Below are 23,680 nucleotides of genomic sequence, written 5' to 3'. Positions count from 1 at the left end.
TTTGTATTTACGTTGGCGCTATGCATTTGGAGACCGTGCGTGCGCCCTGACTGACAGAGAGGAAAACGGTCATGAACTTGTTGGGAATGATGCGGGCTTTCACGATCCGCACGCGGATGCTGGGTGCCATCGCCATGGTGCTGGTGCTGCTGGGTCTGCTGGGCGGAGCCGGGATGCTGGGCATGTTCCGCATCCATGGCATGAGTCAGCAGTTCATGCATACCTCGTACGCCAAGATGGGCTACATGGTGGAGTTGCGCGCCGAGCTGGGCGCGGTGCGCGCCCATGAAAAGGACATGATCATCCAGTACGAGCGTGCCGACGAGGTGCGCAAGGCCCACGGGCAGTGGTTGGCGGCCATCGAGCGCGTCAAGGCCGTGGCGGGGCGTTTTCTGAAGGACGAGGACCCTGCCGACGATGCCATCGTCAGCGGCATCTCCGACCGTGTGGACCGCTACCGCCAGCAGTTCGAGCACATTGCGCGCCAGCTGGAGGCCGGTGGCTACGACACGGCCACCACGGCCAACCGCATGAGCGGCAAGGCCATGGCCGAGGTGGCCGAGGTCGAGAAGCTCATCGCCCAGCTCGACCAGCTGCTGCGCCAGCAGGTCGATGCCATGGCCGCCGAGGAGCAGGGCGTGGCCGAGCAGACGCAGTGGATCTTCGTTGCCGCCGTGGTGCTCACGGTGCTGGTGGTGGTGCCGCTGACGCTGATGAACATGCTGTCCATCTGCCGCCCCCTGGTGCAGGCGCGCCAGACGGCGCTGACCATCGCCCAGGGCGACCTGTCGCAGAGCGTGAAGGTGGAGGGCAAGGACGAGGTGGCCGACCTGCAGCGCGCGCTGGACCAGATGCAGCAGAGCCTGGGCTCCATGGTGACCCAGGTGCGCGACGCCAGCGGCAACATCGCCACGGCCAGCCAGGAGATCGCCACGGGCAACCAGGACCTGTCCTCGCGCACAGAGCAGACGGCCAGCAATGTGCAGGAGACCGTGGCCTCGCTGTCCCAGCTCACGGCCACGGTGCAGCAGACGGCATCGTCCTCGCAGCTGGCCAACCAGCTGGCGGCCTCTGCCTCGACCACGGCCACGCGCGGTGGCGACGTGGTGGCCCAGGCCGTGGTGAGCATGCAGGAGATCACGACCTCCAGCCGCAAGATCGGCGACATCATCGGCCTGATCGACTCCATCGCCTTCCAGACCAACATCCTGGCGCTGAACGCCGCCGTGGAAGCGGCGCGCGCCGGCGAGCAGGGCCGCGGCTTTGCCGTGGTGGCGGCCGAGGTGCGATCCCTGGCCCAGCGCTCGGCCCAGGCGGCCAGCGAGATCAAGGCGCTGATCCAGACCAGCGTGCAGGCCGTGGACGTGGGCGTGCGCCAGGTGGAGGATGCTGGCAAGACCATGAAGGAGATCGTGGACAGCGTGCAGCGCGTGGGCGACATCATTGGCGAGATCACGGCGGCTTCCAGCGAGCAGTCGGGCGGCATCGGCCAGGTCAACCAGGCTGTGGGCGATATCGACCGCATGACGCAGCAGAACGCAGCCCTGGTCGAGGAATCGGCTGCCGCTGCCGAGTCGCTGCGCGAGCAGGCCGCGCGCCTGGCGCAGGTGGTGGGCCAGTTCCGCATTGCCGGTGCGGCCGTGGCGTCCATGGGCTCGCATGCTTCCTATGGCCGTCCCTCCCAGGGCCAGCCCAGCCTGGCGCCGGCGGCAGGCCGCGCCTCGCTGGCCTCTGGCCGGGACACGCGCGAGACCCAGCTGCTGGAACACGCCTGAGAAGGCAGGGGCCAGCGGCCCTGTTTCACGTGACCCCGTGAATCGCGCGAACGAAAAAAGCCCGCAGGCCATGCCTGCGGGCTTTTTGCTTTGCAGCGCCGCAAATCAGGCCTGGCGCGCGAACGGGTAGTCGATATAGCCCTCTGCGCCGCCGCCGTAGAAAAGGCTGGAGTTCCAGGGGTTCAGCGGCAGGTCGTCGCGCAGGCGGTGGACCAGGTCGGGATTGGAGATGAAGGCCTTGCCGAAGGCCACGATATCGGCGTGGCCGTTTTCCACGGCGCGCAGCGCCATGTCGCGGTCATAGCCGTTGTTGACCATCCAGGCGCCCTGGCCGCCGGCCTCGCGGTAGGCGGATTTGAGGGCCGCGTAGTCGAAGGGCCGGTCGGGCAATTCACGCGGGCCGCCGGTGGCGCCTTCGATGATGTGGATGTAGGCCAGGCCCAGCGGCGCCAGCTGGCGCACCACGTATTCGAACAGCGGCTGGGGGTCGGCATCGGCGATGTCGTTGGCCGGCGTGACGGGCGACAGGCGGATGCCCACGCGGCCGCCGCCCACGGCATCGGCGGCGGCGCGCGTGCATTCGAGCAGCAGGCGGGCGCGGTTCTCGATGCTGCCGCCGTAGTCGTCATCGCGCCGGTTGGCTCCGGTCTTGAGGAACTGATCCAGCAGGTAGCCGTTGGCGCCGTGCAGCTCCACGCCGTCGAAACCGGCCGTCTCCACGGCATTGCGCGCGGCCACGGCGAAGCTGTGGACGATGGCGGGAAGCTCCTGCTGGGCGAGCGCGCGCGGCGCGGAGGTGGGCACGAACTGGCCCTTGCCCGAGTCCTCGTCGATCACATAGGTCTTGGATCTGGCCGCCACCGGGGACGGCCCCACGGGCGCCTGGCCTTCGGGCTGCAGCGAGGTGTGCGAGACCCGGCCCACATGCCACAGCTGGGTGACGATGCGCCCGCCCTCCTTGTGCACGGCGTCGGTCACGCGCCTCCAGCCGTCGAGCTGCTCGCTGCCGTACAGGCCCGGCACATGGGCATAGCCCTGGCCCTGGTGGCTGATGGCCGTGCCTTCGCTGATCAGCAGGCCGGCGCTGGCGCGCTGGGCGTAGTAGGTGACCATGATGTCGTTGGGCAGGGCCTGGGGTGCGCGGTTGCGCGTCAGCGGCGCCATGGCGATGCGGTTGGGCAGGCGCAGTTCGCCAGCCTGTATGGGTTCGAACAGAGAGGTCATGCAACGGGGCTTTCTGTGCGTGAAGCAAAAGCGCCGCCCGTGCGGGCGGCGCGGCGTACGGCACAGATTACGCCCATGGAATCAATCGTGCAGGCCAGGGATTTGCGCGCTGTCGTGCAGGCGACGGTGCTGTGCCACGAGTCGGCCCAGCGCCTGCATCTGCGCTGTCACGAAGCTGCGCGTGGCGGCATCGGTGCACAGGCCCTGGCTGTCGAATTTCTGCGCCGCCTGGCCCACAAACACCTCGGGCCGGGCCAGCACGTCGGCTTCCATGCACTGCAATACCTTGCGAAGTTCGTACTGCACGCGCGCCCCGCCCAGCGGGCCCGGCGAGGCCGAGACAAGGGCCACGGGCTTGTGCCGAAAGGGTTGGTCGTCGCCACGCGAGATCCAGTCCAGCGCATTCTTGAACATGCCTGGAATGGAGAAGTTGTACTCGGGCGTGGCCAGCACCACGGCGTCGGCGCGGCGGATGCGCTCGCGCAACTGGTGCACGGATTCGGGCATGCCCGTGGCCAGCAGGCCGGCATCCAGCGGCGGCAGCGCGCGCCAGTCGCAGACCTGCATCGTGGCCTGGGGTGGCAGGCATTCGCCCGCCAGCTCCAGCAGCATGCGGTTCAGTGAATGGCGGCGCAGGCTGCCGCACAGGCCGATGATGTCCATGGCGTCAGGCCTGCAGCGGAATGCCGACCTGCTGGATGACGCCGCGCCAGCGCGCGATTTCGGTGCCCACCATGCCACGCATCTCCTCGGGGCTGCAGGGCGTGGCCGCGCTGCCGGCGCTGGCCAGGGCCTGGAGCAGGTCGGGCTCCTTCAGGGCCTTGTGGGTTTCGGCGGCCAGCCTTTGCACCACGTCGGCGGGCGTGCCTGCGGGCGCGGCCAGGCCCAGCCAGGAGCGCACCTCGAAGCCGGGCAGCACGGCCGAGGCCGGCGGCACCTCGGGCAGGGTGGGCCAGGCCTGGGCGCTGGTGACAGCCAGGGCGCGCAGCCGGCCCGACTTGATGTGCGGCATGGCCACGGTCAGCGTGTCGCTGAGCACGTCCACATCGCCTGCTATCACGGCCTGCACGGGTGCGCCGCCGCCCCGGTAGGGCACGTGCAGCAGCTGCACCTTGGCCGTGGAGCCCAGCAGCTCGCCGGCCATGTGCTGGGTGGAGCCCACGCCCACCGAGGTGAAGGTGATGCGTCCCGGCTCCTTGCGGGCCATGGCCAGCAGATCGGCCAGGGTCCTGGCGGGATGCTCGGCGCGCACGGCCACCACGAAGGGAAAGGACGAGACGGTGGAGACAAAGGCGAAGTCCTTGACCGCGTCGTAGGGCAGCGATTTGCGCAGCGCGGCCGACACGGTGTGCGCGCCCGTGAGCATGACCAGGCTGTAGCCGTCCGGCACCGCCTTGGCCACGAAGTTGCTGGCAATGGAGCCGCCCGCGCCGCTCTTGATCTCCACCACCACGGGTTGCCTGAGCGACTCCTGCAGCTTCTGGGCCACGAGCCGGGCCACCACGTCGGCATTGCCGCCCGCGCCAAAGCCGTGGATCAATTGAATGGGCCGGTTGGGAAAACCGCCCTGGGCCCGGGCCGTGGGCAGGGCGAGTGAGGCGGCGCCTGCAAGCAGGGCCGTGCGTCGGGTGATGGCAGTCATGTCGTGTCTCCTTTTTTTGTATTGCGCGCGGCGGACGTGTCCAGTGGCCTGGCAGGCCTGGCAGGCCTGGCTGGTGTTGCGGCTAGCGGTCCGCGCGTGCGTAGCCGGTCTGGGCGCCGTAGAGCTTTTCGCGCTGCGACCAGTCGTGGGTCTCGTTCCACAGGGCCAGCACCTGCATGGCCTCCTGCTCGAAGACCTGGTGGCGCGCCGCGTCGGCCGTGCGCGCGGTCAGCTCCAGGCGGTGGCCCGAAGGGTCGAAGAAGTAGATGGAGGTGATGAAGTCGTCGTGGTTGGTGGGGCCCACCACGTCAATGCCCCGGTCCAGCAGGTCCTGCCGGGCGCGCAGCACGGTGTCCACGTCGGCGACCTCGAAGGCGAAGTGCTGTATCCAGCCCGGCGACTCCATGTCCTTCATCTGGCCCGGGTCCCTGGGGCACTCGAAGAAGGCGATGGAGCTGCCGTCCTCCATCTCGAAAAAGATGTGGATGTGCGGGCTGTACTGGCCCGTGGAGGGCACATGGTCCTCGCCCATGGCGTGGGTGAAGCGCAGGCCCAGCACCTCGGTATAGAAGCGCACGGTCTCGGCCGCGTCCTTGCAGCGGTAGGCGGCGTGGTGAAGCTTTTTGCACAGCATGGATGTCTCCTGTCAGTCGGTGGAAAAGGGGCCGGAAGTGGACGCGGGGCCTGTGGCGCCGTGGAGCGGCTCCTGGCAGCCGCTCCACTGGGGCTGGAAGAAGGGGGCCGGGACCAGGAGCTTCGATTCCTGGCTTTGCAGCAGCGGCAGCATGCGCGCGACATAGGCCTGCCAGCGTGGCTCGGCCAGCAGGCGGGCGCGGCGCTCGGCGCGCTCGTTCAGGTCCGTATAGGCCCACAGGTGGACGATCTGGTTGAGTGGCCCCGAGTCGCTGGTGTAGTAGCCGACCATGCGGCCCAGAATGCGTTGCTGCAGCTCCAGGCCCTCGGCCTGGTAGAGCGCCAGGTAGTCCCGCCACTTGCCGGGGTGGGCGGTGTAGGTGCGTTGTTCGACGAGCATGCCGTGCCTTTTTTCAACCGAGGCTGTGGCCGCCGTCGATCACGATGCGCGTGCCCGTGGCCGTGCGCAGATGCGTGGCGCAGGCGAGGATGGCCTGCGCCACATCGCCGGGCTCGACCACGCGGCCCAGCGGCGTGTGCGCGGCCTTTTTCTCCAGCTCCTGGCGGCTGCGGCCCCCGACGAAGCCAGTGTCCACGGCGGCGGGCGAGACGCAGAGAAAGCGCACCGGGCCGAAGGCGCGCGCCATGGACACCGTCAGCGTGTCCAGCGCGGCCTTGGCGGCGCAATAGGCCATGTTGCTGCCCAGGCCCGTGAAGGCGGAGACCGAGGACACGTTGACCACGGCGGCATCCTGCGAGGCGCGCAGCAGCGGCAGCAGGGCCCGCGTCACGGCATAGGTGCCGCCCACGTTGGCGCACAGGATGCGGTTGAACAGCGCGGGCTCCAGCGCATCGATCTGCGCGTGCGCGATGCGCTCGGTGAAGCCCGCGCAGTTGACCAGCAGGTCCACCCGGCCCAGGTGCTGCTGCAGCCACTGGGCGGCGGTGGCGTGGCTTGCCTCGTCTTGCAGCGACAGCTGCAGCGTGTGGTGGCTGCCCGGCAGTTCCTCGCGCAGCGCCTGGGCGCGGTCGCGGCCCTGGTGGTAGCCGATCACGACGGTGGCGCCTTCGCTGGCCAGGGCCCGCGCCGTGGCGGCGCCTATGCCGCTGCTGGCGCCGGTGACGACGGCGATTCTGTCTTGCAATGGCGGATGGGAGAGTTGCATCATTCGGAAATCCGTGGCGCCCGGCCTTGCCGTGCCCTGGCCGGGCCGTGGTTGATCGGCCATTCCGATTGTTTTCAAATCGCCCGGCGGCGCTACTCAGTTGTCCGATAAACGAACATGACCTCATCGTCCGATGCCGGCTCCCTCAAGCGGGGCGTGGCCTTTCTCAAGCTGCTGGCGACCGGGGGCGTGCGCGGTTGCCCGCTCAGCGAACTGGCCGAAAAATCCGGCGTGCCCCACCCTTCGGCCCACCGCATCCTCAAGCAGCTGATTGCCGAGCGCCTGGTGGTGCACGACGCCCAGACCCACCGCTACCGGCTGGGGCCGCTGGCCTTCGAACTGGGCCTGGCCGGGTCGATGCTGCACGACATACGCGACCTGTGCGAGCCGGCCATGGCGGCGCTGTCACGTGAAACCGAGGACACGGCCTACCTGGTGGTGCGCAGCGGATTCGAGGCCGTGTGCCTGCACCGGCTCGAAGGCGACTTCCCCATACGCACGCTGGTGCTGCAGGTCGGCAGCCGGCGCCCGCTGGGCGTGGGCGCCGGTGGGCTGGCCGTGCTGGCCGCCATTGCGCCAGAGGAGCGCGAGGCCATCATCGAGCGCGTGGCGCCCGCCCTGCCGGCCTTTGGCAAGCTCACCGATGCGGGACTGCGCCTGGCCTGCGAGGAAACGGCCCGCGCAGGCGTGGCCGTGATACAGAACCGCGTGAGCCTGGGCGTGACGGCCGTGGGCGCGCATTTTTGCGACAGCATGGGCCAGGCCATGGGGGCGGTCAGCGTGGCCGCGCTGACCCAGCGCATGACGGCGGCGCGCGTGCGGCGCATCGCCCAGCAGGTGCGCGCTGCAGCGGCCCAGATAGAGCAGCGCATCCGCACGCGCAAAAGATAAGGGGCCGGCTGGTTCACACCAGCCGGCCCCTTGTGCCGCCGAGCCCGGGCTCGGCGCTGCTTACTTGAGCAGGCCTTCGGCCTTCATCGCGGCCTGCACGGCAGGGCGGGCCAGCACGCGCTCGCGGTAGGCCAGGAGGTTGGTCAGCTCGGAGATGTCCACGCCCACGAACTGGGCCCAGCCCGTCACGGTGAACAGGTAGGCGTCGGCCACGGTGAACTGCTCGCCCATCAGGTAGTCGCGGCCATTGAGCTCGCCGTCCACCCACTTGAGGCGGTCCAGCACGCGCTGGCGCACCACGGGCTTGTAGTCGTCGGGCGTGGCGGGGTTGAACAGGGGACCGAAGCCCTTGTGCAGCTCGGTGCCGATGAAGTTCAGCCACTCCTGCAGGTGGTAGCGGGCCATGGTGCCGTTGGCCGGGGCCAGCTTCTTCTCGGGGACCAGATCGGCCAGGTACTGGACGATGGCCGGGCCTTCATGCAGCGTGTCGCCGTCGTCGAGCACGAGGAAGGGAACATAGCCCAGCGGGTTGATGCCGTAGTAGTCCGTGCCGTCCTGCAGCTTGTGCGTCTTGGTGCTGGCCAGGACCGGCTCGTAGGCCAGGCCTGCCTCGTGCAGGACGATGTGGGGAGACAGAGAGCAGGCGCCAGGGCTGTAGTAGAGCTTCATGGTGGATGGCTTCCGATCAGGGTAAGAAAGACAAGCGCCCATGCTAACCCCATGTGGCGGGGCTGCGCATGATGGGACCGCGCTGGCGCCAGGGTTCAGGCCGACAGGCGCTGTGCAGCCCAGAGCACCTGTTCCAGCACGGCCTTCATGCCCTGCTGGTCCTGGGGTCGCTGCAGGCGGCCGGCGTCGTCGAATGCCTGGCCTGCCTGTCCCACGGCGTGGCTCACGGGGGCCAGCCAGCACTGCAGGTTCAGCAGCAGCGGCGCCAGGTGCGACTGGGCGCGCAGGCCGCCCAGGCCGCCGGGCGAGGCGCTGGCCATGCCCACGACCTTGCCGCGAAAGGGCAGGGTGCCATCGGACCAGACCGGATCACCGGCCACGGGGCTGGAAGCCCAGTCGATGGCGTTCTTGAGCAGGGCAGGGTAGCTGCCGTTGTACTCGGGCGAGCAGATCAGCCAGGCCGGGTGGCTGTGCAGCGCGGCCTTGAAGCGCAGCACGTCGGGCGGTGTGCCGCTGGCCTCCAGGTCGGCGTTGTACATGGGGATGTCGAAATCCGACAGCTCCAGCAGCGTGGGCTGGGCGCCCAGTTCGCGCGCCATGTCGGCGGCGGCGGCGGCCAGGCGCCGGTTGTGCGATTGTTGGCGGGTACTGCCCGCGAAGATGAGGATCTGCATGGCCGCCATTGCATCACAGGCCCTGCACATGTTTCTTGCAAGCGGGCCGCGTTGCGGGCGGCGGCGCGCAGCATCCTGCGGAGAATGCCGTCGCCCGCTGCACTGTTTCACGTGGAACACCGGCACAGTGCCGGCCCGGTGGCAGGGCCGGCCGACCCCTTGCAAGGCACTGGTGCGGCAAAGGTGGGAAAATCGCGGGTTCCCCGCTGGGTTCCCCTCGCTACATGAACGAGGGCCACCTGCCATGAGCGCCGGAGCGTGAGTGCTCCGTGTCGGGGGCTTGGGCCGGGCAGGCCCCCGGAGTGATAAGCATGTTGTACCCACAGGAATTTGATGTGATCGTGGTCGGTGGCGGCCACGCCGGCACCGAGGCCGCGCTGGCTGCTGCGCGCATGGGCTGCAGGACGCTGCTGCTGAGCCACAACATCGAGACCCTGGGCCAGATGAGCTGCAATCCCAGCATCGGCGGGATCGGCAAGGGCCATCTGGTCAAGGAAGTGGATGCGCTGGGCGGCGCCATGGCGCTGGCCACCGATATCGGCGGCATACAGTTCCGCATCCTCAACAGCTCCAAGGGCCCGGCCGTGCGTGCCACGCGCGCCCAGGCCGACCGCATTCTCTACAAGGCCGCCATCCGCGACATGCTGGAGAACCAGCCCAACCTGTGGCTGTTCCAGCAGGCGGTGGACGACCTCATGGTCGAAGGCGACCGCGTGGTGGGCGCCGTCACGCAGGTCGGCGTGCGCTTTCGCAGCCGCACCGTGGTGCTCACGGCGGGTACCTTCCTGGACGGCAAGATCCACGTGGGCCTGAACAACTACGCGGCAGGCCGCGCGGGCGACCCGCCGGCCGTCAGCCTGTCGTCGCGGCTCAAGGAACTGCAGCTGCCCCAGGGCCGCCTGAAGACCGGCACGCCGCCGCGCCTGGATGGCCGCAGCATCGATTTCTCGCAGTGCGAGGAGCAGCCCGGCGACGGCATGCCCGGTGGTGTCAACGAAGGCGTGCTGCCCGTGTTCAGCTTCATCGGCAATGCGGCCATGCACCCGCGCCAGATGCCCTGCTGGATCACCCACACCAACGAGCGCACGCACGACATCATCCGCAGCGGCTTTGACCGCAGCCCCATGTTCACGGGCAAGATCGAAGGCGTGGGCCCGCGCTACTGCCCCAGCGTCGAGGACAAGATCAACCGCTTTGCCGACAAGGAAAGCCACCAGATCTTCCTGGAGCCCGAAGGCCTGACCACCAACGAGTTCTATCCCAACGGCATCTCCACCAGCCTGCCCTTCGACATCCAGTACGAACTGGTGCGCAGCATGAAGGGGCTGGAGAACGCGCACATTCTGCGTCCCGGCTACGCCATCGAGTACGACTACTTCGATCCGCGCTCGCTCAAGAGCAGCTTCGAGACGCGCCAGATCCAGGGCCTGTTCTTCGCGGGCCAGATCAACGGCACGACCGGCTACGAGGAAGCGGCGGCCCAGGGTCTGTTCGCCGGCCTCAACGCCGCGCTGCAGTGCCGCGGCCAGGAAGCCTGGCTGCCGCGCCGCGACGAGGCCTACCTGGGCGTGCTGGTCGATGACCTGATCACCAAGGGCGTGACCGAGCCCTACCGCATGTTCACCAGCCGCGCCGAGTTCCGTCTGCAGCTGCGCGAGGACAACGCCGACATGCGCCTGACCGAAGCGGGCCGCGCCATGGGCCTGGTGGACGATGCGCGCTGGGATGCCTTCAGCCGCAAGCGCGATGCTGTTTCACGTGAAACAGAGCGCCTGAAGTCCACCTGGGTCAATCCGCGCATCGTCGCGCCCGAGGAATCGGAGCGGGTGCTGGGCAAGTCCATCGAGCGTGAATACAACCTGTTCGACCTGTTGCGCCGCCCCGATGTGGGCTACGGCAAGCTGATGAGCCTGAACGAGGGCCGCTATGCCTCGGCCGATGTGCAGCCCGAGGTGCTGGGCGATCTCAGCGCCTCCGTCGTCGAGCAGGTGGAGATCGCGGCCAAGTACGCAGGCTACATCGACCGCCAGAAGGACGAGGTGCAGCGCGCCGCCCACTTCGAGAACCTGCGCCTGCCGGCCGAACTGGACTATATGCAGGTGCCAGCCCTGTCCTTCGAGGTGCGCCAGTCGCTGCAAAAGCACAGGCCCGAGACGCTGGGCCAGGCTTCGCGCATGTCGGGCGTGACGCCAGCGGCGATCTCCCTGCTCATGGTGCACCTGAAGAAGGGGGGCTTCCGCGGCTTTGCCCCTGATGTGACAGACGCGAAGGGCGAGGAGGCATCCGCATGAGCCAGGAACTGCGCGCTCCTCTCGAGGCCGGCCTGCGGGCGCTGGGCCTGGAGCTTTCCCCTGCCCAGGTCGATACGCTGATGGAATTCCAGGCCCTGCTGGGCAAGTGGAACAAGGTCTACAACCTCACGGCAGTGCGTGATCCGCAGGAAATGCTGACCCACCACCTGCTCGACAGCCTGGCCGCCGTGCCGCCCCTGCAGCGCCACCTGGCCCAGATGCCTGCGCGCGCAGGGCGCACCGCCATGCTGGACGTGGGCTCGGGCGGCGGCCTGCCCGGCGTGGTCTTTGCCGTCTGCTGCCCGCAGATCGACGTGCACTGCGTGGACACGGTGGGCAAGAAGGCGGCCTTCATCCAGCAGGCGGCGGCCACTCTGCGCCTGCCCAACCTGCGCGGCATCCACAGCCGCGTGGAGCAGCTGACCACGCGCTATCCGCTGATCAGCTGCCGTGCCTTTGCCTCGCTGGCGGACTTCACCCGCTGGTCGCGCCAGGCGCTGGAGGAGGGCGGCACCTGGCTGGCCATGAAGGGCAAGCACCCCGACGAGGAAATCGCCGCGCTGCCTGCCGACGTGCAGGTGTTTCACGTGGAACCATTGAAGGTGCCGGGCCTGGATGCCGAGCGCTGCATCCTCTGGCTGCGCACTGCTGCAGCCTGATTTTTTTACCGAATAGCACACTGCCGCGTTGCGGCGGGGCCATGTTCCCCATGCGCTGGCCATGGCCCTCGCATAAACTCCCAGCTTTCATCGCTCAGGGGTCAGCATGTTCGGCATCTCCGATTTCAGCGCATTCGTTGTTGCCATTCTTCTGTTTTTGCTGATTCCGGGGCCGGGCAATCTGGCGCTGATCACCTCCACCGGCAAGGGCGGCATACGTGCCGGAATGGCGGCCTGCGCCGGCGTGCTGGCGGCCGACCAGGTGCTGATCTGGATGGCGGTGGCGGGCGTTGCCGCGCTGCTGGCCTCCTATCCCGCGGCCTTCCATGCCGTGCAGTGGCTGGGCGCCGCCTACCTGGGCTGGCTGGGTTTCAGGATGCTCACTGCCAAGCCCGGCGACAAGCCCGTGCTGCACATCGAGCCGCGCCACTACTTTCGCCAGGCCGGCCTGATCACCCTGATGAACCCCAAGTCCATCGTGTTCTACATGGCCTTCTTCCCGCTGTTCGTGGATCCCGCAAGCCACCAGGGCCTGCTCACGTTCGCGGTGATGGCGGCCACGGTGGCTGCTCTGACCTTTCTCTATTGCCTGATCGTGGTGCTGCTGACCGCGCATCTGGCCGAGCGCATGCGCGCCAATCCTGCGGTTTCCCGGGTTCTCGAAAAGACTGCGGGCGTGTTTCTGATCGGTTTTGGCCTCAAGCTGGCCATCGCCAAATAAGCGTGTAAATACCATGGCCAAAATCTTCTGTGTCGCCAATCAAAAGGGTGGGGTCGGCAAGACCACTACCGCCGTCAACCTTGCTGCGGGCCTGGCCAAGATCGGCCAGCGCGTGCTGATGATCGACCTGGACCCCCAGGGCAATGCCACCATGGGCTCGGGCGTGGACAAGCGCGCGCTGGAGCTGTCGGTCTACGACGTGCTGCTGGAGAACGCCAGCGTCAAGGAAGCCGCCGTGCGCTCCGAGGCCGTGGGCTATGACGTGCTGGGCGCCAACCGCGAACTCAGCGGCGCCGAGATCGAGCTGGTCACGCTGGAGCGCCGCAACGAGCGTCTGAAGGGCGCCCTCAGGGCGGCCGATGCCGACTACGACTTCGTGCTCGTGGACTGCCCGCCCAGCCTGTCCATGCTCACCCTGAACGGCCTGTGCGCGGCCCATGGCGTGGTCGTGCCCATGCAGTGCGAGTACTTCGCGCTCGAAGGCCTGACCGACCTGGTCAACACCATCAAGCAGGTGCATGCCAACATGAACCCCGACCTGCAGATCATCGGCCTGCTGCGCGTGATGTTCGACCCGCGCACCACGCTGCAGCAGCAGGTCAGCGACCAGCTCAAGGAGCACTTCGGCGACAAGGTCTTCGACACCGTCATCCCGCGCAACGTGCGCCTGGCCGAGGCGCCCAGCTATGGCGTGCCTGGCGTGGTCTTCGACCCGGGCGCCAAGGGCAGCAAGGCCTTCATCGATTTCGCGCACGAGATGGTGCGCCGCATCAAGAAGATGTAGCCATGCAAGGTTCACATGAAACGGCAGGGCAGGGCGTGCCGACCGGGTGGGCTGCCGAGGACGTCTGGCTGCTGCCCGGCTGGCAGAACTCGGACGCCGGCCACTGGCAAAGCCGCTGGGAGCAGCGCCACGGCTACCGCCGCCTGGAGCAAAACGACTGGGACCGTCCGCTGCGCGGCGACTGGAGCGCCAGGCTGCAGGAGACGGTGCTCGACGCGCCGCGCCCGGTGGTGCTGGTGGCACACAGTCTGGGCTGCATCCTTGTGGCGTGGTGGGCGGCGCATTCGCCGCTGGCCGCCCGCAAGGTGCGTGGCGCGCTGCTGGTCGCCCCCGGCGATACCGAGCAGCCCCAGCTGCGCGAGCAATTGCCTGGCTGGTCGCCCGTGATGATGCAGCGCCTGCCGTTTGCCTCCATCGTGGTCGGCAGCAACAACGATATCTATTGCAGCGCGCAGCGCGTGCAGACTCTGGCCGATGCCTGGGGCGCGCGCTTTGTCGATGCAGGGCCTTCGGGCCATCTCAACACGGCCAGCGGGCTGGGCGACTGGGACAGCGGACACGCGCTGCTGGCGTCGCTTTGACAAGGACAACACCATGGTGACCAAGAAACCCAAGGGACTGGGACGAGGACTCGAAGCCCTGCTCGGCCCCAAGGTCCACGACAAGGAAGAGGCCGGCGGCCCCGTGGCCGAGACCGGGCTGCCCAGCATCCTGCAGCTGGACGTGATGGTGCCCGGCCAATACCAGCCGCGCACCCACATGGACGAGGGCGCGCTCTACGAGCTGGCCGAAAGCATCAAGGCCCAGGGCATCATGCAGCCCATCCTGGTGCGCCGCCTGGCCAAGGGCGAACACGCCGGCAAATACGAAATCATCGCGGGCGAGCGGCGCTTTCGCGCAGCCCGCATCGCCGGCCTGGCCGAGGTGCCGGTGCTGGTGCGCGAGGTGCCCGACGAGGCCGCCGCCGCCATGGCGCTGATCGAGAACATCCAGCGCGAGGACCTGAACCCGCTGGAAGAGGCCCAGGGCCTGTCGCGCCTGGTCAAGGAATTCGGCCTCACGCACGAGCAGGCGGCCCAGGCCGTGGGACGCTCGCGCAGCGCGGCCACCAATATCCTGCGCCTGCTGAACCTGGCCGACCCGGTGCAGACCATGCTCATGGCCGGCGACATCGACATGGGCCATGCGCGCGCCCTGCTGTCGCTGGACCGCGCGGCCCAGATCACGGCCGGCAACCAGATCGCGGCCAAGAAGCTGTCGGTGCGCGAGGCCGAGGCCCTGGTCAAGAAGATCGGCGCCGACTTCAGCCTGGTGCGCCAGAAGTCCAAGAAGGAAGGCAAGACGCGCGATATCAAGCGCGTGGAGGAAGAGCTGTCCGACCTGCTCATGGCCGATGTCGAAGTGCGCATCAAGAAGTCCGTGCGCCGGGGCGGCAAGCTGCAGGAAATGGGCGAAGTGGCGATCCAGTTCGGCTCGCTCGATGCGCTCAACGGGCTGATCGAACGTTTGCGCGGCGATGCACCCGAGTGATGACAACAGCTTGTAACCGTCTGTGATCTGTCGTTCTGCAGCAAAGCAGCGCTTTTTCGCAAGGGTGAATCCCGGTATATTTGCGCGCTGTTATGCGGGGTAATTGTGTGTAATCGCTGACTGGCGACGCTGCCAGTGCGTGGACGCCATTGCCCTGGCGCTGATTTCACCTAGACCAGACCAAGAGGATTACAACGTGAAGAAGTATCTTGCCCTGACTGCCATCGCCGCCGTGGCGCTGACCGGCTGCGTGACCACCGACATGCGCATGGGTTCGCCGGAAGCCAAGACCGTGGCCACGGGCGCCGCGGGCGGTGCCAGCGCCGAGAACGCCAACACCGAGCTGGAGCGCTGCGATTCCTCGCTGGGCACCATCTCCCTGGTCGAGAACCAGACCGCCGGCTGGTACACCATCCTCACGCAGCAGTACCGCCTGCCGCCCACCTCGCAGCTGCTGCGCCTGATGATCCAGCAGTCCAACTGCTTCATCGTCGTGGAACGCGGCGCGGCCGGCATGGGCGCCATGGCGCGTGAACGCGCGCTGATGGACTCGGGCGAAATGCGCGGCGGCAGCAACCTGGGCAAGGGCCAGATGGTGGCCTCCGACTACGGCCTGTCCCCCGAAGTGATCTTCAACCAGAGCGATGCCGGCGGCATGGGCGGCGCCATCGGCGGCCGCGCAGGCGGCATCTTCGGCGCGCTGGCTGCAGCCACCAAGACCCGCGAGGCCTCGGTCATGCTGGCCCTGGTGGACAACCGTTCGGGCGTGCAGGTGTCGGCTTCCGAAGGCTCGTCCTCCAAGACCGACTGGGGCGGCATGGGCGCGCTGTTCGGCGGCTCCGCCGGCGCCTCGCTGGGCGGCTACACGCGCACGGCCGAAGGCAAGGTGATCGCCGCCGCCTTCATGGACGCCTACAACCAGATGGTGCGCGCGCTGCGCAACTACAAGGCACAGACCGTCAAGGGCCAGGGCCTGGGCGGCGGTGGACGCCTGGGCGTGGACGGCGGTGCCGCACCGTCGCAGACATCGGCTCCGGGCGCCAATGCCGCCGGCATGTCGCTGCGCGCCGCGCAGCAAAAGCTCAACGCCCTGGGCTACACCGCAGGCACGCCTGACGGCGCCATGGGCAAGAACACCCAGAACGCCCTGCGCGAATTCCAGCGCGACCAGAGCCTGCCGCAGACCGGCCGCCTCGACCGTGCCACCTCGCAAGCACTGCAACAGCAATAAGCGGCTCCCGGCCGGAGGGCGCGCATGATGCGGCGCCTTCCCTGGCCGGCCCCGGCCCTTCTTGCCTGGGCCGGCGCCTGGCTTGTTTACGCCGCGCTGCAATCGACCCTAGGGCCGCTGGCCGCCTGGCTGGCGGCCTGTTTTTTGGGCGTGCTCGCCAGCCTGCTGGCCACGCCCTGGTGGCGGCGCCTGGCCGTGGCGGCGGGCTTTCCGCTGTCCTGCCTGATGCTGTGGGGGCCGGGCGGCCTGGCCGCCATCAGCCCCTGGCTGTGGCTGGCGGCGCTGGGCCTGCTCGCCCTGGTCTACCCGCTCAACGCCTGGCGCGATGCGCCGCTGTTTCCCACGCCGACCGATGCGCTGCAAGGCCTGGCCGATGCCGCGCCGCTGCCCGATGGCGCGGCCGTGCTCGATGCCGGCTGCGGCCTGGGTGACGGCCTGCGCGCGCTGCGCGGGCAGTACCCGCAGGCGCGGCTCAACGGCATGGAGTGGAGCTGGCCGCTGCGCTGGCTGTGCGCGCTGCGCTGCCCCTGGGCCCGCGTGCGCCGCGCCGATATCTGGCTGGCCGACTGGAGCGGCTACCAGATGGTCTACCTGTTCCAGCGCCCCGAAAGCATGGGCCGTGCGGCCGTCAAGGCCGCCACGGAGCTGCCTGAGGGCGCCTGGCTGGTCAGCCTGGACTTTGCGCTGCCCGGTGTGGAGCCCTCCTGGCAGCGCCAGGGCCCGGGCCGGCACAGCCTCTGGGTCTACCGCATGCCGCTGGGCGGTGCCGGCGAGGCCGTGGTGCATGTTCCCGAGCCCGAGGAGACGCCCTACGAAAAGGCCCTGCGGGAGCTGCAGGAACGCCGGTGAGGGGCCGTGCCGCCTACTTCTTCGCGCTGGCCTTGCTCACATAGAGCGACAGCGCGGCGATCTCGGCCTCGCTGAGCGTGGCCTTGAATGAGGGCATGGCGCCTATGCCGTCGCGCAGGGCACGGGCCACGCGTGCGGCATCGGGCTGCAGCTCGTCGAGCACGGGGCCGATGGCGCCCTCGGCGCCCGCGTCCTTGAGCGTGTGGCACAGCGCGCAGGCGGGCGTGGCCGTGGCGAACAGCTTCTTGCCCAGGGCCATCTGGGCCGCTTCATCGGCAAAGGCGGGGGCGCACAGCAGGGCGCTGCCGAGCAAAGTGCTGCCCAGCAGGGCGGTGTGGATCAGGTGTTTCATCGTGAACATGGCAATGGAGGTACGGGCCCGCCACGGTCTGGCGCCGTGTGCGGGAAGTGACGGGAGTGAAGAGAAGGGGTGGCGGGATGAGCGCGCGGGCCGTGTTCAGGCCACGGTGACGGTCACGGCGTGGTCGGCCCAGCTGGTGTTGTTGTAGCCACTCTGGTTTTCACCGCGCGTCTCGGGCTGGACCCGGCCGCGCGCGTCGGTGGCGCGGCTGGCCAGCACATGCGTGCCCTTGGGCAGGCGCGCCTGCAGCACGAACTGGCGCCAGGCGTACTTGCCCAGGTCGGGGCCGACCAGGCGCGCGGCCTGCCAGCTCTTGCCGCCGTCCGTGGACACCTCCACGCCCTTGACGGCGTCCATGCCGCCAAAGGCCACGCCGTGGATCTGCACCAGGCCGGCGGCCTGCCCGCCGTCCTCGGGCAGGGGCGAGTTGATCCAGGACTTGACGCTCATCTCCTGCACCGAGGGCTGGCTCGGGTCACCCTTGCTGCCGGGCGGCGAGATGCGGTAGCCGTGGGACATGATGTGGGCCTCGCTCTCGCGCGGCGTGAAGGCCAGCTGCTTGATGTACTTGATGTTGTTCACGCCGGTGTAGCCGGGAACGATCAGGCGCAGTGGCCCGCCATGGGCCAGCGGGATGGGCTCGCCGTTCATCTCCCAGGCCAGCAGGGCGTCTTCCAGGGCCGACAGCGGCACCGAGCGCTCGACGATGACGCTCTTGGGGTCCAGCCCTGCAGGCAGCACCTCGCCGCCCGTGCCGGTCATGTAGAGACCGCCGTCTGACACACCGCCCAGGGCCTTGACCACCTCGCGCACGGGCACGCCGCTCCAGACCACGCAGCCGGCCGCACCCACGGTCCAGGCCGTGCCGCTGGGCTTGCTGGGAAAGAAGGCCCGGCCATTGCCAGAGCACTGCAGCACCATGGCCACGGTCTCCAGTCCCAGGGACTTGAGCTCGCGCACGCTGAGGCTGCGGGGTTGGCGCACGCCCTCCACCTGCAGCTGCCAGGCATCGCGGTCGGCCACGATGGATTCAGGCGGCGTGGGCAGGTTGTTGCGCACATAGAGCTGGTCGCTGGGCGTGATCACGCTGGTGCCGAAGGCGCCGCGCCGCGTCTCTATGGTGGTGGAGCTGTGGACGATGAGGGCATCGGCCTTTTTCCAGCCCGCGTAGCCGGGCAGGGGCTTGGCCGCCGGGGCTGTCGGTGCCGCCGCAGCTGCGGATGCTTGGGCCAACGCGCCCTGGTGCAGGCCGGCCAGGCCTGCGGCGGCCAGTGCGCTGGCGCTGCCGGCCAGCAGGCTGCGGCGCGCGGGGGAGGTGGGCGATGTCGGCAAGTGGTTCATGGGTGTCTCCTCGTGGTGGTTGTCATGGGGCGTGTCATGGGGCAGGGGGGCCCAGGGCCTTGCTGGCCACGGCCAGGGCCTGTTTCTTCTGGGCTACCAGCACCAGCGGCCGGCCTTCGCGCGAGCGAACGACCTGCCAGTGCATGTTGGCCCACCAGCCCTGGCCATCGGCCAGGCGCTGGGGCTGGTCGAAGGCCAGCACGGTGACGATGCCGCCCTTCTCGAAGAAGGTGGTCAGGTGGTAGGCGCGCGTGCCGTCGATATCGCAGGGCCGCATCAGCTGGGTGTAGCCGGGCAGCTTCTCGCCGGCCGGCAGGTCCAGGCGGCGCGCCACCTCGGCCTCGGGCATGAAGCTGCCGCGCAGCGTGCGCTCGTAGTACTCATGCTCGATGGCGGCGCGCACCAGCTCGGGCGGGCGCATGGCGAACACGGCGGTGGCGGCCGAGCTGCCCACCAGCAGCGCGGCGATCAGCCGGCGCACGCCGCTGCGCGCATGCCAGGGCGTGTGGCGCAGCAGATGGGCGGGCGGCTCGCCGTGCGGCCCGGGGTCGAAGGCCAGGGCCAGTTCGGCGCGTGCGCGCAGGTCGAAGGCCGATTCGTCGGTCGTGTCCGGGGCAGTCATTTCAAGCCTTGGTATCGGGTGGCGCGCAGCGGGGTGGGGCGTAGCGGGATCACGCTGGCAGTCTCTGGGGCAGGCGCCGGGGCGGCCTGCTCCAGGGCCGCCTTCAGCGCATCGCGGGCGCGTGACAGGCGCGACAGCACCGTGCCCGGCGCAATGTCCAGGGCCTCGGCCATCTGGGCCGTGGGCATGTCGTCGAAGTAATAGAGCACCAGCACCTCGCGGTGGATGGGGGCGATGCGCGACAGCGCCTTGACCACGTCGAGCCGGTCGTCCAGCGCCGAAGGCGAGGGGGAGGGGGCGGGATGCTGGTCCAGCGCCTCGTCATCGCTGACCAGATGGGCCGATGGCGCAAGGTGCCGGAAGGCATGGCGGCGCATGATCTGGAACAGCCAGGCCCGCGCCATTGCGGCCTCGCGCAGCTGGTGGCGAAAGCGCCAGGCGCTGGTGAAGCAGTCCTGCACCACATCCTCGGCCAGCGCGCGCGAGCCGGTCAGCGCCCAGGCGCTGCGCAGCAGGAATCGGTAGTGCTCGCGCACCCACTGGTTGTAGCGCGACTCGGCGGTGGAGATCATGCGGCATAAGAGCACGCAGGGCGCCGCCGCATTCCATGGCCTGCCTATCGGCAAACCCTATATCGGATCAGCTATCGCGAAGAGGCGATGGCTCCCTTTCATCCCCTGGTCAGCCGCGATACAGCGCCTGTTCCGACCCTGTGGGCAGCGGAACCAGCCTGCTGCCCGAAGAACCGTGCCGGAGGCATGCCCACCGTGCGGTGCACCATGGCGCTGAAGGCGCTGGGGCTGTAGCCCAGCTCGGCCGCGATCTGCTGTATGGGCAGGCCGCGCGCGGCCAGGCTCAGGCCATGGGCCAGCACCACTTGCTGGCGCCAGGTGGTGAAGCTGCAGCCCAGCTGCTGCTGGAACAGCCGGGCCACGGTGCGCGGGCTGGCGCCGGTGTCTGCCGCCCAGTCGGCCAGGCTCTCGTGCTGGGTGGGGTCGGCCACCACGGCCTCGCAGAGCATGCGCAGCCGTTTGTCCTGGGGCATGTTCACGCCAAGGTGGACTTCGCTGGCGCGGCGAAGCTCTTCCAGCAGCAGGGCGCTCAGATGGTGCTCGCGCTGCAGCGTGGCGGCGTCGGGTGCGGGCTGGTCATCGCTTTGCTTGGGCAGGGCCGTGATCAGTTCGCGCATCAGCGGCGAAACCTCCAGCACGCGGCAGCGTGCCCAGTCCTGCGGGTTGCAGGCCACGCCGCAGGGCGGGAGGTCCGGCAGTACGGGGCCCTGGGCCGGATCGTCCTGCAGCACGTAGATGGAGACGAGATCGGCTTCCTCGACCATGGCCACGGCGTGGACCAGGCCGGGCGGAATCCACACGGCCTTGGAGGGTGGGGCGATCAGCGTGCCCTGGGGGGCCGACAGGTGCAGCACGCCGTCCAGCGAGATGGCGATCTGTGCCCAGCTGTGGCTGTGCGGTATAACGCGCGTGCGTGCCGACAGGCGATGCTGCTTGGCGCGCACGGGGCGCTGGGGCGTGGGCACGAACAGGTGCGGATGCAGGGCCTCCACCGGCTCCATCGGCCGGGCCCTGCGCACCGACCGCAGTGCGGCTGCGGGGCAGGTGCTGGGCAGGGTGTCGGCAAGAGTGTCGGCAGGGGTGCCGGGCGTGGAGACAGGCTTTGGCATGTTTGCGATAGAAGTTGGCAGACTATCGCATACAAGACGAAACGCTGCTGCCTAAGATGCGGCCCATGACCGCCTCTTCCTCTTCCATGCCGGACGCCGTGGCGCCGGACCCGCTGCGCAGCGATGTGCGCACCATCGGCCTGATCGGCCTGGCGCATGGTTCCTCGCATTTCTTCCACCTGCTGCTGCCGCCGCTGTTTCCGTGGCTGATCGCCGAGTTCGGCTACAGCTATGCCGAGCTCAGCGTGATGGTGTCGCTGTTCTTCGTGGTCTCCGGCGTGGGACAGGCCATGGCCGGCTTTGCCGTGGACCGCTTCGGCGCGCGCCCCATTCTGTTTGCGGCGCTGGGCAGCTTCACCGTGGCGGGCGTGGTCGCCAGCCTGGCACAGGGCTATGGAATGCTGCTGCTGGCGGCCTTCTTCGCGGGCCTGGGCAATGCGCCCTTCCACCCGGTGGACTTCACCATCCTCAACAAGCGCGTGTCGGCCAAGCGCATCGGCCATGCGTTCTCGGTGCACGGCCTGTCGGGCAATATCGGCTGGGCGCTGGCGCCGCTGTTCATGGCGGGCATCACCACGGCCACGGGCTCGTGGCGCCTGGCCTGCCTGTGCGGCGCGGCCCTGGCCGCCGTCATCCTCACCATCATGGTGCTCAACCGCGAGGCGCTGGACGACCGTGCGGCCGATGCCCAGGCCCCCGCAGCGCGCGCCGCTGCGGCAGCCGTGCCGCAGGAGCATCCCATGGCCTTCCTGAAGCTGCCCTCGGTCTGGCTGTGCTTCTCGTTCTTCTTCTGGAGCACCTGCGCGCTCAGCGCCATCCAGAGCTTTGCCAGCCCCGCCATGCAGTCCATGTACGGACTGCCGCTGAGCGTGACGGCGCTGATCGTCACGGGCTACATGCTCTGCGGCGCGGCAGGCATGCTGGCCGGCGGCTTCCTCGTGGGCCGCGTGCAGCGGCTGGAGAAGGTGATCTCCATCTGCATGCTGGGCTCGGGTGTTGCGCTGTTCCTGGTCGGCACGGGCTGGCTGCCGGCCATGGCGGCCGTGGCCGTGGCCTCCATCGCGGGCCTGGGAACGGGCCTGGCCGGCCCCTCGCGCGACATGCTGATCAAGCGCGCCGCCCCGCCCGGCGCCACGGGCCGCGTCTACGGCACGGTGTATTCGGGCCTGGACCTGGGCTTTTGCCTGGCCGCGCCGGTGTTCGGCTACATGCTGGACCACGGCATGAGCCACGGCGTGTTCTACGGATCGGCCATTGCCCTGGTGCTGAGCGTGGTGTCGGCCGTGGTCGTGGGCGATGGCGTGAGCCGGAAAAGCGGCATGGCGCTGAGCGCGGGCTGATACCGGGTCGCGCTCCCCACAAGGCCCCGCAGGCCCAAGCTTGCGGGGCCTTTGCTTTGGGCGCAGAGATGGACAAAACAGGCACGCCAATTGCGTGCGCCCTGCGCGGCGCCTGCTATCGTGCAGGCACAACTTTTCAACACAGGAGACCTGTCCATGCGTTCCGCCTTCGCACCGCTTTCCCTCATGTTCCGCAGCGCCCCGCTGGCGCTGGCCCTCGCCATGGCCGGCCTGTCCGGCAGTGCCCTGGCTGCGCCCAAGGCCGATATCCAGGCGCTGGCGCAAAAGCACCAGCAGCCCCTGCTGGACACGCTGCGCGAGCTGGTGCACATCGAGTCGGGCAGCAAGGACATGGAGGGCGTGGAACAGATCGCCAACTACGTGGCCGGCAAGCTGCGCGAGCAGGGCGGCAAGGTCGAGATCCTGCAGCCCACCGACGTCTACCGGCTGGGTGACACGCCCGAGAAGATCGGTCCCATGGTGCATGCCGAGTTCAAGGGCAAGGGCACCAGCCGCATCATGCTGATCGCCCACATGGACACGGTCTACCTGCGCGGCATGCTCAAGGACCAGCCGTTTCGCATCGACGGCGAGCGCGCCTACGGCCTGGGCATTGCCGACGACAAGCAGGGCGTGGCCCTGATCCTGCACACCGTGGCCATGCTGCGCCAGCTGGGCTTCGACAACTACGGCACGCTGACCGTGCTGATGAACAGCGACGAGGAAATCAGCTCGCCCGGCGCGCGCAGCACCATCACGCGCCTGGGCGCCGAGCAGGATGCGGTCTTCTCGTTCGAAGGTGGCGGCACGGACGGCGGCGTGCGCCTGGCCACCAGCGGCATCGGCGCGGCCTACCTCAAGGTCGAGGGCAAGGCCTCGCACGCGGGCGCCAAGCCCGAGGACGGCGTGAATGCGCTGTACGAGCTGTCGCACCAGCTGCTGCAGATGAAGGACCTGTCCAAGCCCGAGACCGGCCTCAAGCTCAACTGGACCGTGGCCAAGGCCGGCACCAACCGCAACGTCATTCCCGCCGAGGCCACGGCCCAGGCCGACGCCCGCGCGCTGCGCGTGGCCGACTTCACGGCGCTGGAGCAGGCCATGCAGGCCAAGGTGGGCCACAAGCTGCTGGACGCCAGCAAGGTGCAGCTCAAGTTCGAAGTGCGCCGCCCGCCGCTGGAGGCCAACGAGGCCTCGCGCAGCCTGGCCAAACAGGCGCAGACCATCTACAGCGATGAGCTGGGCCTGAAGATGAGCGTGATGGAAAAGGCCACGGGCGGCGGCACCGACGCGGCGTTTGCGGCGCTCAAGGCCAAGGGTGCGGTCATCGAGGGCTTTGGCCTGAGCGGCTACGGCGCGCACTCCAATGATGCGGAGTATGTGCAGCTGAACACCATCGTGCCGCGCCTGTACCTGGCCACGCGCATGATCATGGATCTCTCCAAGTAAGGGTCGGCTATCAGGCTGCACTCCTGCGTTAAGCCAAAGCCAGACGGTGGCTTGAGTCGCTTTTTCTGACCCTGCCGGGTGGTTGTTTTTCGAGGCCGGGTTTCGGCCCGGCAGCCGACTGCCCTTTCTTGATTCGCCAAGAAAGGTCAG

25 protein-coding genes are annotated in these 23,680 nt (G+C 68.7%); 12 read left to right on the top strand and 13 right to left on the bottom strand.

What is annotated here, in order from left to right; genetic code table 11:
- The first annotated feature begins 71 nt into the window (after positions 1-71).
- The gene (locus tag ACF8ME_RS10920; RefSeq protein WP_016447285.1) at positions 72-1,775 is read left to right on the top strand and encodes a methyl-accepting chemotaxis protein; all 1,704 of its coding nucleotides are present in this window, start codon (positions 72-74) and stop codon (positions 1,773-1,775) included.
- 105 nt (positions 1,776-1,880) lie between these two features.
- Here ACF8ME_RS10920 and ACF8ME_RS10915 read toward each other — a convergent pair whose 3' ends face one another.
- The 6 genes from ACF8ME_RS10915 to ACF8ME_RS10890 all read right to left on the bottom strand — a co-directional run bounded on the left by ACF8ME_RS10915 (position 1,881) and on the right by ACF8ME_RS10890 (position 6,443).
- Positions 1,881-2,999, bottom strand: coding sequence for an alkene reductase (locus ACF8ME_RS10915; RefSeq protein WP_392416388.1), 1,119 nt, complete (start codon positions 2,997-2,999; stop codon positions 1,881-1,883).
- Between the two features lie 81 nt (positions 3,000-3,080).
- Positions 3,081-3,662 (bottom strand): NADPH-dependent FMN reductase, encoded by a 582-nt coding sequence (locus ACF8ME_RS10910; protein ID WP_160851004.1) that lies wholly within the window; start codon positions 3,660-3,662, stop codon positions 3,081-3,083.
- Between the two features lie 4 nt (positions 3,663-3,666).
- On the bottom strand, positions 3,667-4,641 hold the full coding sequence (locus ACF8ME_RS10905; RefSeq protein WP_160851006.1) for a tripartite tricarboxylate transporter substrate binding protein: 975 nt from the start codon (positions 4,639-4,641) through the stop codon (positions 3,667-3,669).
- 82 nt (positions 4,642-4,723) lie between these two features.
- Positions 4,724-5,275, bottom strand: coding sequence for a VOC family protein (locus ACF8ME_RS10900; RefSeq protein ID WP_012201980.1), 552 nt, complete (start codon positions 5,273-5,275; stop codon positions 4,724-4,726).
- Positions 5,276-5,287: 12 nt separating this feature from the next.
- On the bottom strand, positions 5,288-5,674 hold the full coding sequence (locus tag ACF8ME_RS10895) for an NIPSNAP family protein (protein ID WP_047469599.1): 387 nt from the start codon (positions 5,672-5,674) through the stop codon (positions 5,288-5,290).
- 13 nt (positions 5,675-5,687) lie between these two features.
- Positions 5,688-6,443 carry an SDR family NAD(P)-dependent oxidoreductase gene (locus ACF8ME_RS10890; RefSeq protein ID WP_074921160.1) on the bottom strand — a complete coding sequence of 252 codons (756 nt, stop codon included), beginning with the start codon at positions 6,441-6,443 and terminating at the stop codon, positions 5,688-5,690.
- A 114-nt stretch (positions 6,444-6,557) separates the two neighbouring features.
- On the opposite strand from ACF8ME_RS10890, the gene ACF8ME_RS10885 reads away from it, so the two are divergent.
- Positions 6,558-7,331, top strand: a complete 774-nt coding sequence (locus tag ACF8ME_RS10885; RefSeq protein WP_012201983.1) for an IclR family transcriptional regulator — start codon at positions 6,558-6,560, stop codon at positions 7,329-7,331.
- 60 nt (positions 7,332-7,391) lie between these two features.
- On the opposite strand, the gene gstA is transcribed toward ACF8ME_RS10885, so the two are convergent.
- Positions 7,392-8,000, bottom strand: coding sequence for a glutathione transferase GstA (gene gstA / locus ACF8ME_RS10880; RefSeq protein WP_013799958.1), 609 nt, complete (start codon positions 7,998-8,000; stop codon positions 7,392-7,394).
- 95 nt (positions 8,001-8,095) lie between these two features.
- A complete protein-coding gene (locus ACF8ME_RS10875) occupies positions 8,096-8,683 on the bottom strand; it encodes an NADPH-dependent FMN reductase (RefSeq protein WP_016447287.1) in 588 nt (195 codons plus the stop codon).
- A gap of 302 nt (positions 8,684-8,985) precedes the next feature.
- Between ACF8ME_RS10875 and mnmG the strand changes: the two genes are divergently transcribed.
- The 8 genes from mnmG (at position 8,986) to ACF8ME_RS10835 (ending at position 16,739) form a co-directional block, all read left to right on the top strand.
- A complete protein-coding gene (gene mnmG / locus ACF8ME_RS10870) occupies positions 8,986-10,965 on the top strand; it encodes a tRNA uridine-5-carboxymethylaminomethyl(34) synthesis enzyme MnmG (RefSeq protein ID WP_016447288.1) in 1,980 nt (659 codons plus the stop codon).
- Entirely contained in the window at positions 10,962-11,624 is a 663-nt protein-coding gene (rsmG, locus tag ACF8ME_RS10865) for a 16S rRNA (guanine(527)-N(7))-methyltransferase RsmG (RefSeq protein ID WP_046238211.1), read from the top strand. Before mnmG ends, rsmG begins: the two co-directional genes overlap by 4 nt.
- A gap of 106 nt (positions 11,625-11,730) precedes the next feature.
- Positions 11,731-12,345 carry a LysE family transporter gene (locus tag ACF8ME_RS10860; RefSeq protein ID WP_013799962.1) on the top strand — a complete coding sequence of 205 codons (615 nt, stop codon included), beginning with the start codon at positions 11,731-11,733 and terminating at the stop codon, positions 12,343-12,345.
- A 13-nt stretch (positions 12,346-12,358) separates the two neighbouring features.
- A complete protein-coding gene (locus ACF8ME_RS10855; protein WP_016447291.1) occupies positions 12,359-13,129 on the top strand; it encodes a ParA family protein in 771 nt (256 codons plus the stop codon).
- A gap of 2 nt (positions 13,130-13,131) precedes the next feature.
- Positions 13,132-13,710: an alpha/beta hydrolase gene (locus tag ACF8ME_RS10850; RefSeq protein WP_017405073.1), complete on the top strand. Its 579-nt coding sequence runs from the start codon at positions 13,132-13,134 to the stop codon at positions 13,708-13,710.
- Between the two features lie 13 nt (positions 13,711-13,723).
- Positions 13,724-14,659 carry a ParB/RepB/Spo0J family partition protein gene (locus ACF8ME_RS10845; RefSeq protein WP_016447293.1) on the top strand — a complete coding sequence of 312 codons (936 nt, stop codon included), beginning with the start codon at positions 13,724-13,726 and terminating at the stop codon, positions 14,657-14,659.
- Positions 14,660-14,855: 196 nt separating this feature from the next.
- Positions 14,856-15,890, top strand: a complete 1,035-nt coding sequence (locus tag ACF8ME_RS10840; protein ID WP_016452287.1) for a peptidoglycan-binding domain-containing protein — start codon at positions 14,856-14,858, stop codon at positions 15,888-15,890.
- A gap of 24 nt (positions 15,891-15,914) precedes the next feature.
- Positions 15,915-16,739: a methyltransferase type 12 gene (locus ACF8ME_RS10835; protein ID WP_070080767.1), complete on the top strand. Its 825-nt coding sequence runs from the start codon at positions 15,915-15,917 to the stop codon at positions 16,737-16,739.
- Between the two features lie 13 nt (positions 16,740-16,752).
- On the opposite strand, the gene ACF8ME_RS10830 is transcribed toward ACF8ME_RS10835, so the two are convergent.
- The 5 genes from ACF8ME_RS10830 to ACF8ME_RS10810 form a co-directional block, all read right to left on the bottom strand.
- Positions 16,753-17,100 carry a cytochrome c gene (locus ACF8ME_RS10830; protein ID WP_017405076.1) on the bottom strand — a complete coding sequence of 116 codons (348 nt, stop codon included), beginning with the start codon at positions 17,098-17,100 and terminating at the stop codon, positions 16,753-16,755.
- A gap of 96 nt (positions 17,101-17,196) precedes the next feature.
- Positions 17,197-18,441, bottom strand: coding sequence for a sulfite oxidase (locus ACF8ME_RS10825; protein WP_392416383.1), 1,245 nt, complete (start codon positions 18,439-18,441; stop codon positions 17,197-17,199).
- A 34-nt stretch (positions 18,442-18,475) separates the two neighbouring features.
- Positions 18,476-19,063: a hypothetical protein gene (locus tag ACF8ME_RS10820; protein ID WP_070080768.1), complete on the bottom strand. Its 588-nt coding sequence runs from the start codon at positions 19,061-19,063 to the stop codon at positions 18,476-18,478.
- Positions 19,060-19,635 carry an RNA polymerase sigma factor gene (locus ACF8ME_RS10815; RefSeq protein WP_016452283.1) on the bottom strand — a complete coding sequence of 192 codons (576 nt, stop codon included), beginning with the start codon at positions 19,633-19,635 and terminating at the stop codon, positions 19,060-19,062. The genes ACF8ME_RS10820 and ACF8ME_RS10815 overlap by 4 nt, the downstream gene beginning before the upstream one ends.
- 98 nt (positions 19,636-19,733) lie before the next feature.
- Positions 19,734-20,744, bottom strand: a complete 1,011-nt coding sequence (locus ACF8ME_RS10810) for an AraC family transcriptional regulator (RefSeq protein ID WP_392416381.1) — start codon at positions 20,742-20,744, stop codon at positions 19,734-19,736.
- Positions 20,745-20,809: 65 nt separating this feature from the next.
- Here ACF8ME_RS10810 and ACF8ME_RS10805 point away from each other — a divergent pair, with 65 nt between their 5' ends.
- A complete protein-coding gene (locus tag ACF8ME_RS10805; protein WP_016452281.1) occupies positions 20,810-22,084 on the top strand; it encodes an MFS transporter in 1,275 nt (424 codons plus the stop codon).
- 156 nt (positions 22,085-22,240) lie between these two features.
- The gene (locus tag ACF8ME_RS10800) at positions 22,241-23,530 is read left to right on the top strand and encodes a M20/M25/M40 family metallo-hydrolase (RefSeq protein WP_016452280.1); all 1,290 of its coding nucleotides are present in this window, start codon (positions 22,241-22,243) and stop codon (positions 23,528-23,530) included.
- Positions 23,531-23,680 lie beyond the last annotated feature (150 nt).

The sequence above is a fragment of the Delftia sp. WSY_7 genome, assembly GCF_043104845.1.
Classification (GTDB): domain Bacteria; phylum Pseudomonadota; class Gammaproteobacteria; order Burkholderiales; family Burkholderiaceae_C; genus Comamonas; species Comamonas tsuruhatensis.
Note: the sequence above shows the minus strand (reverse complement) of the source record. Positions and strands in the feature narration are given on the sequence as shown.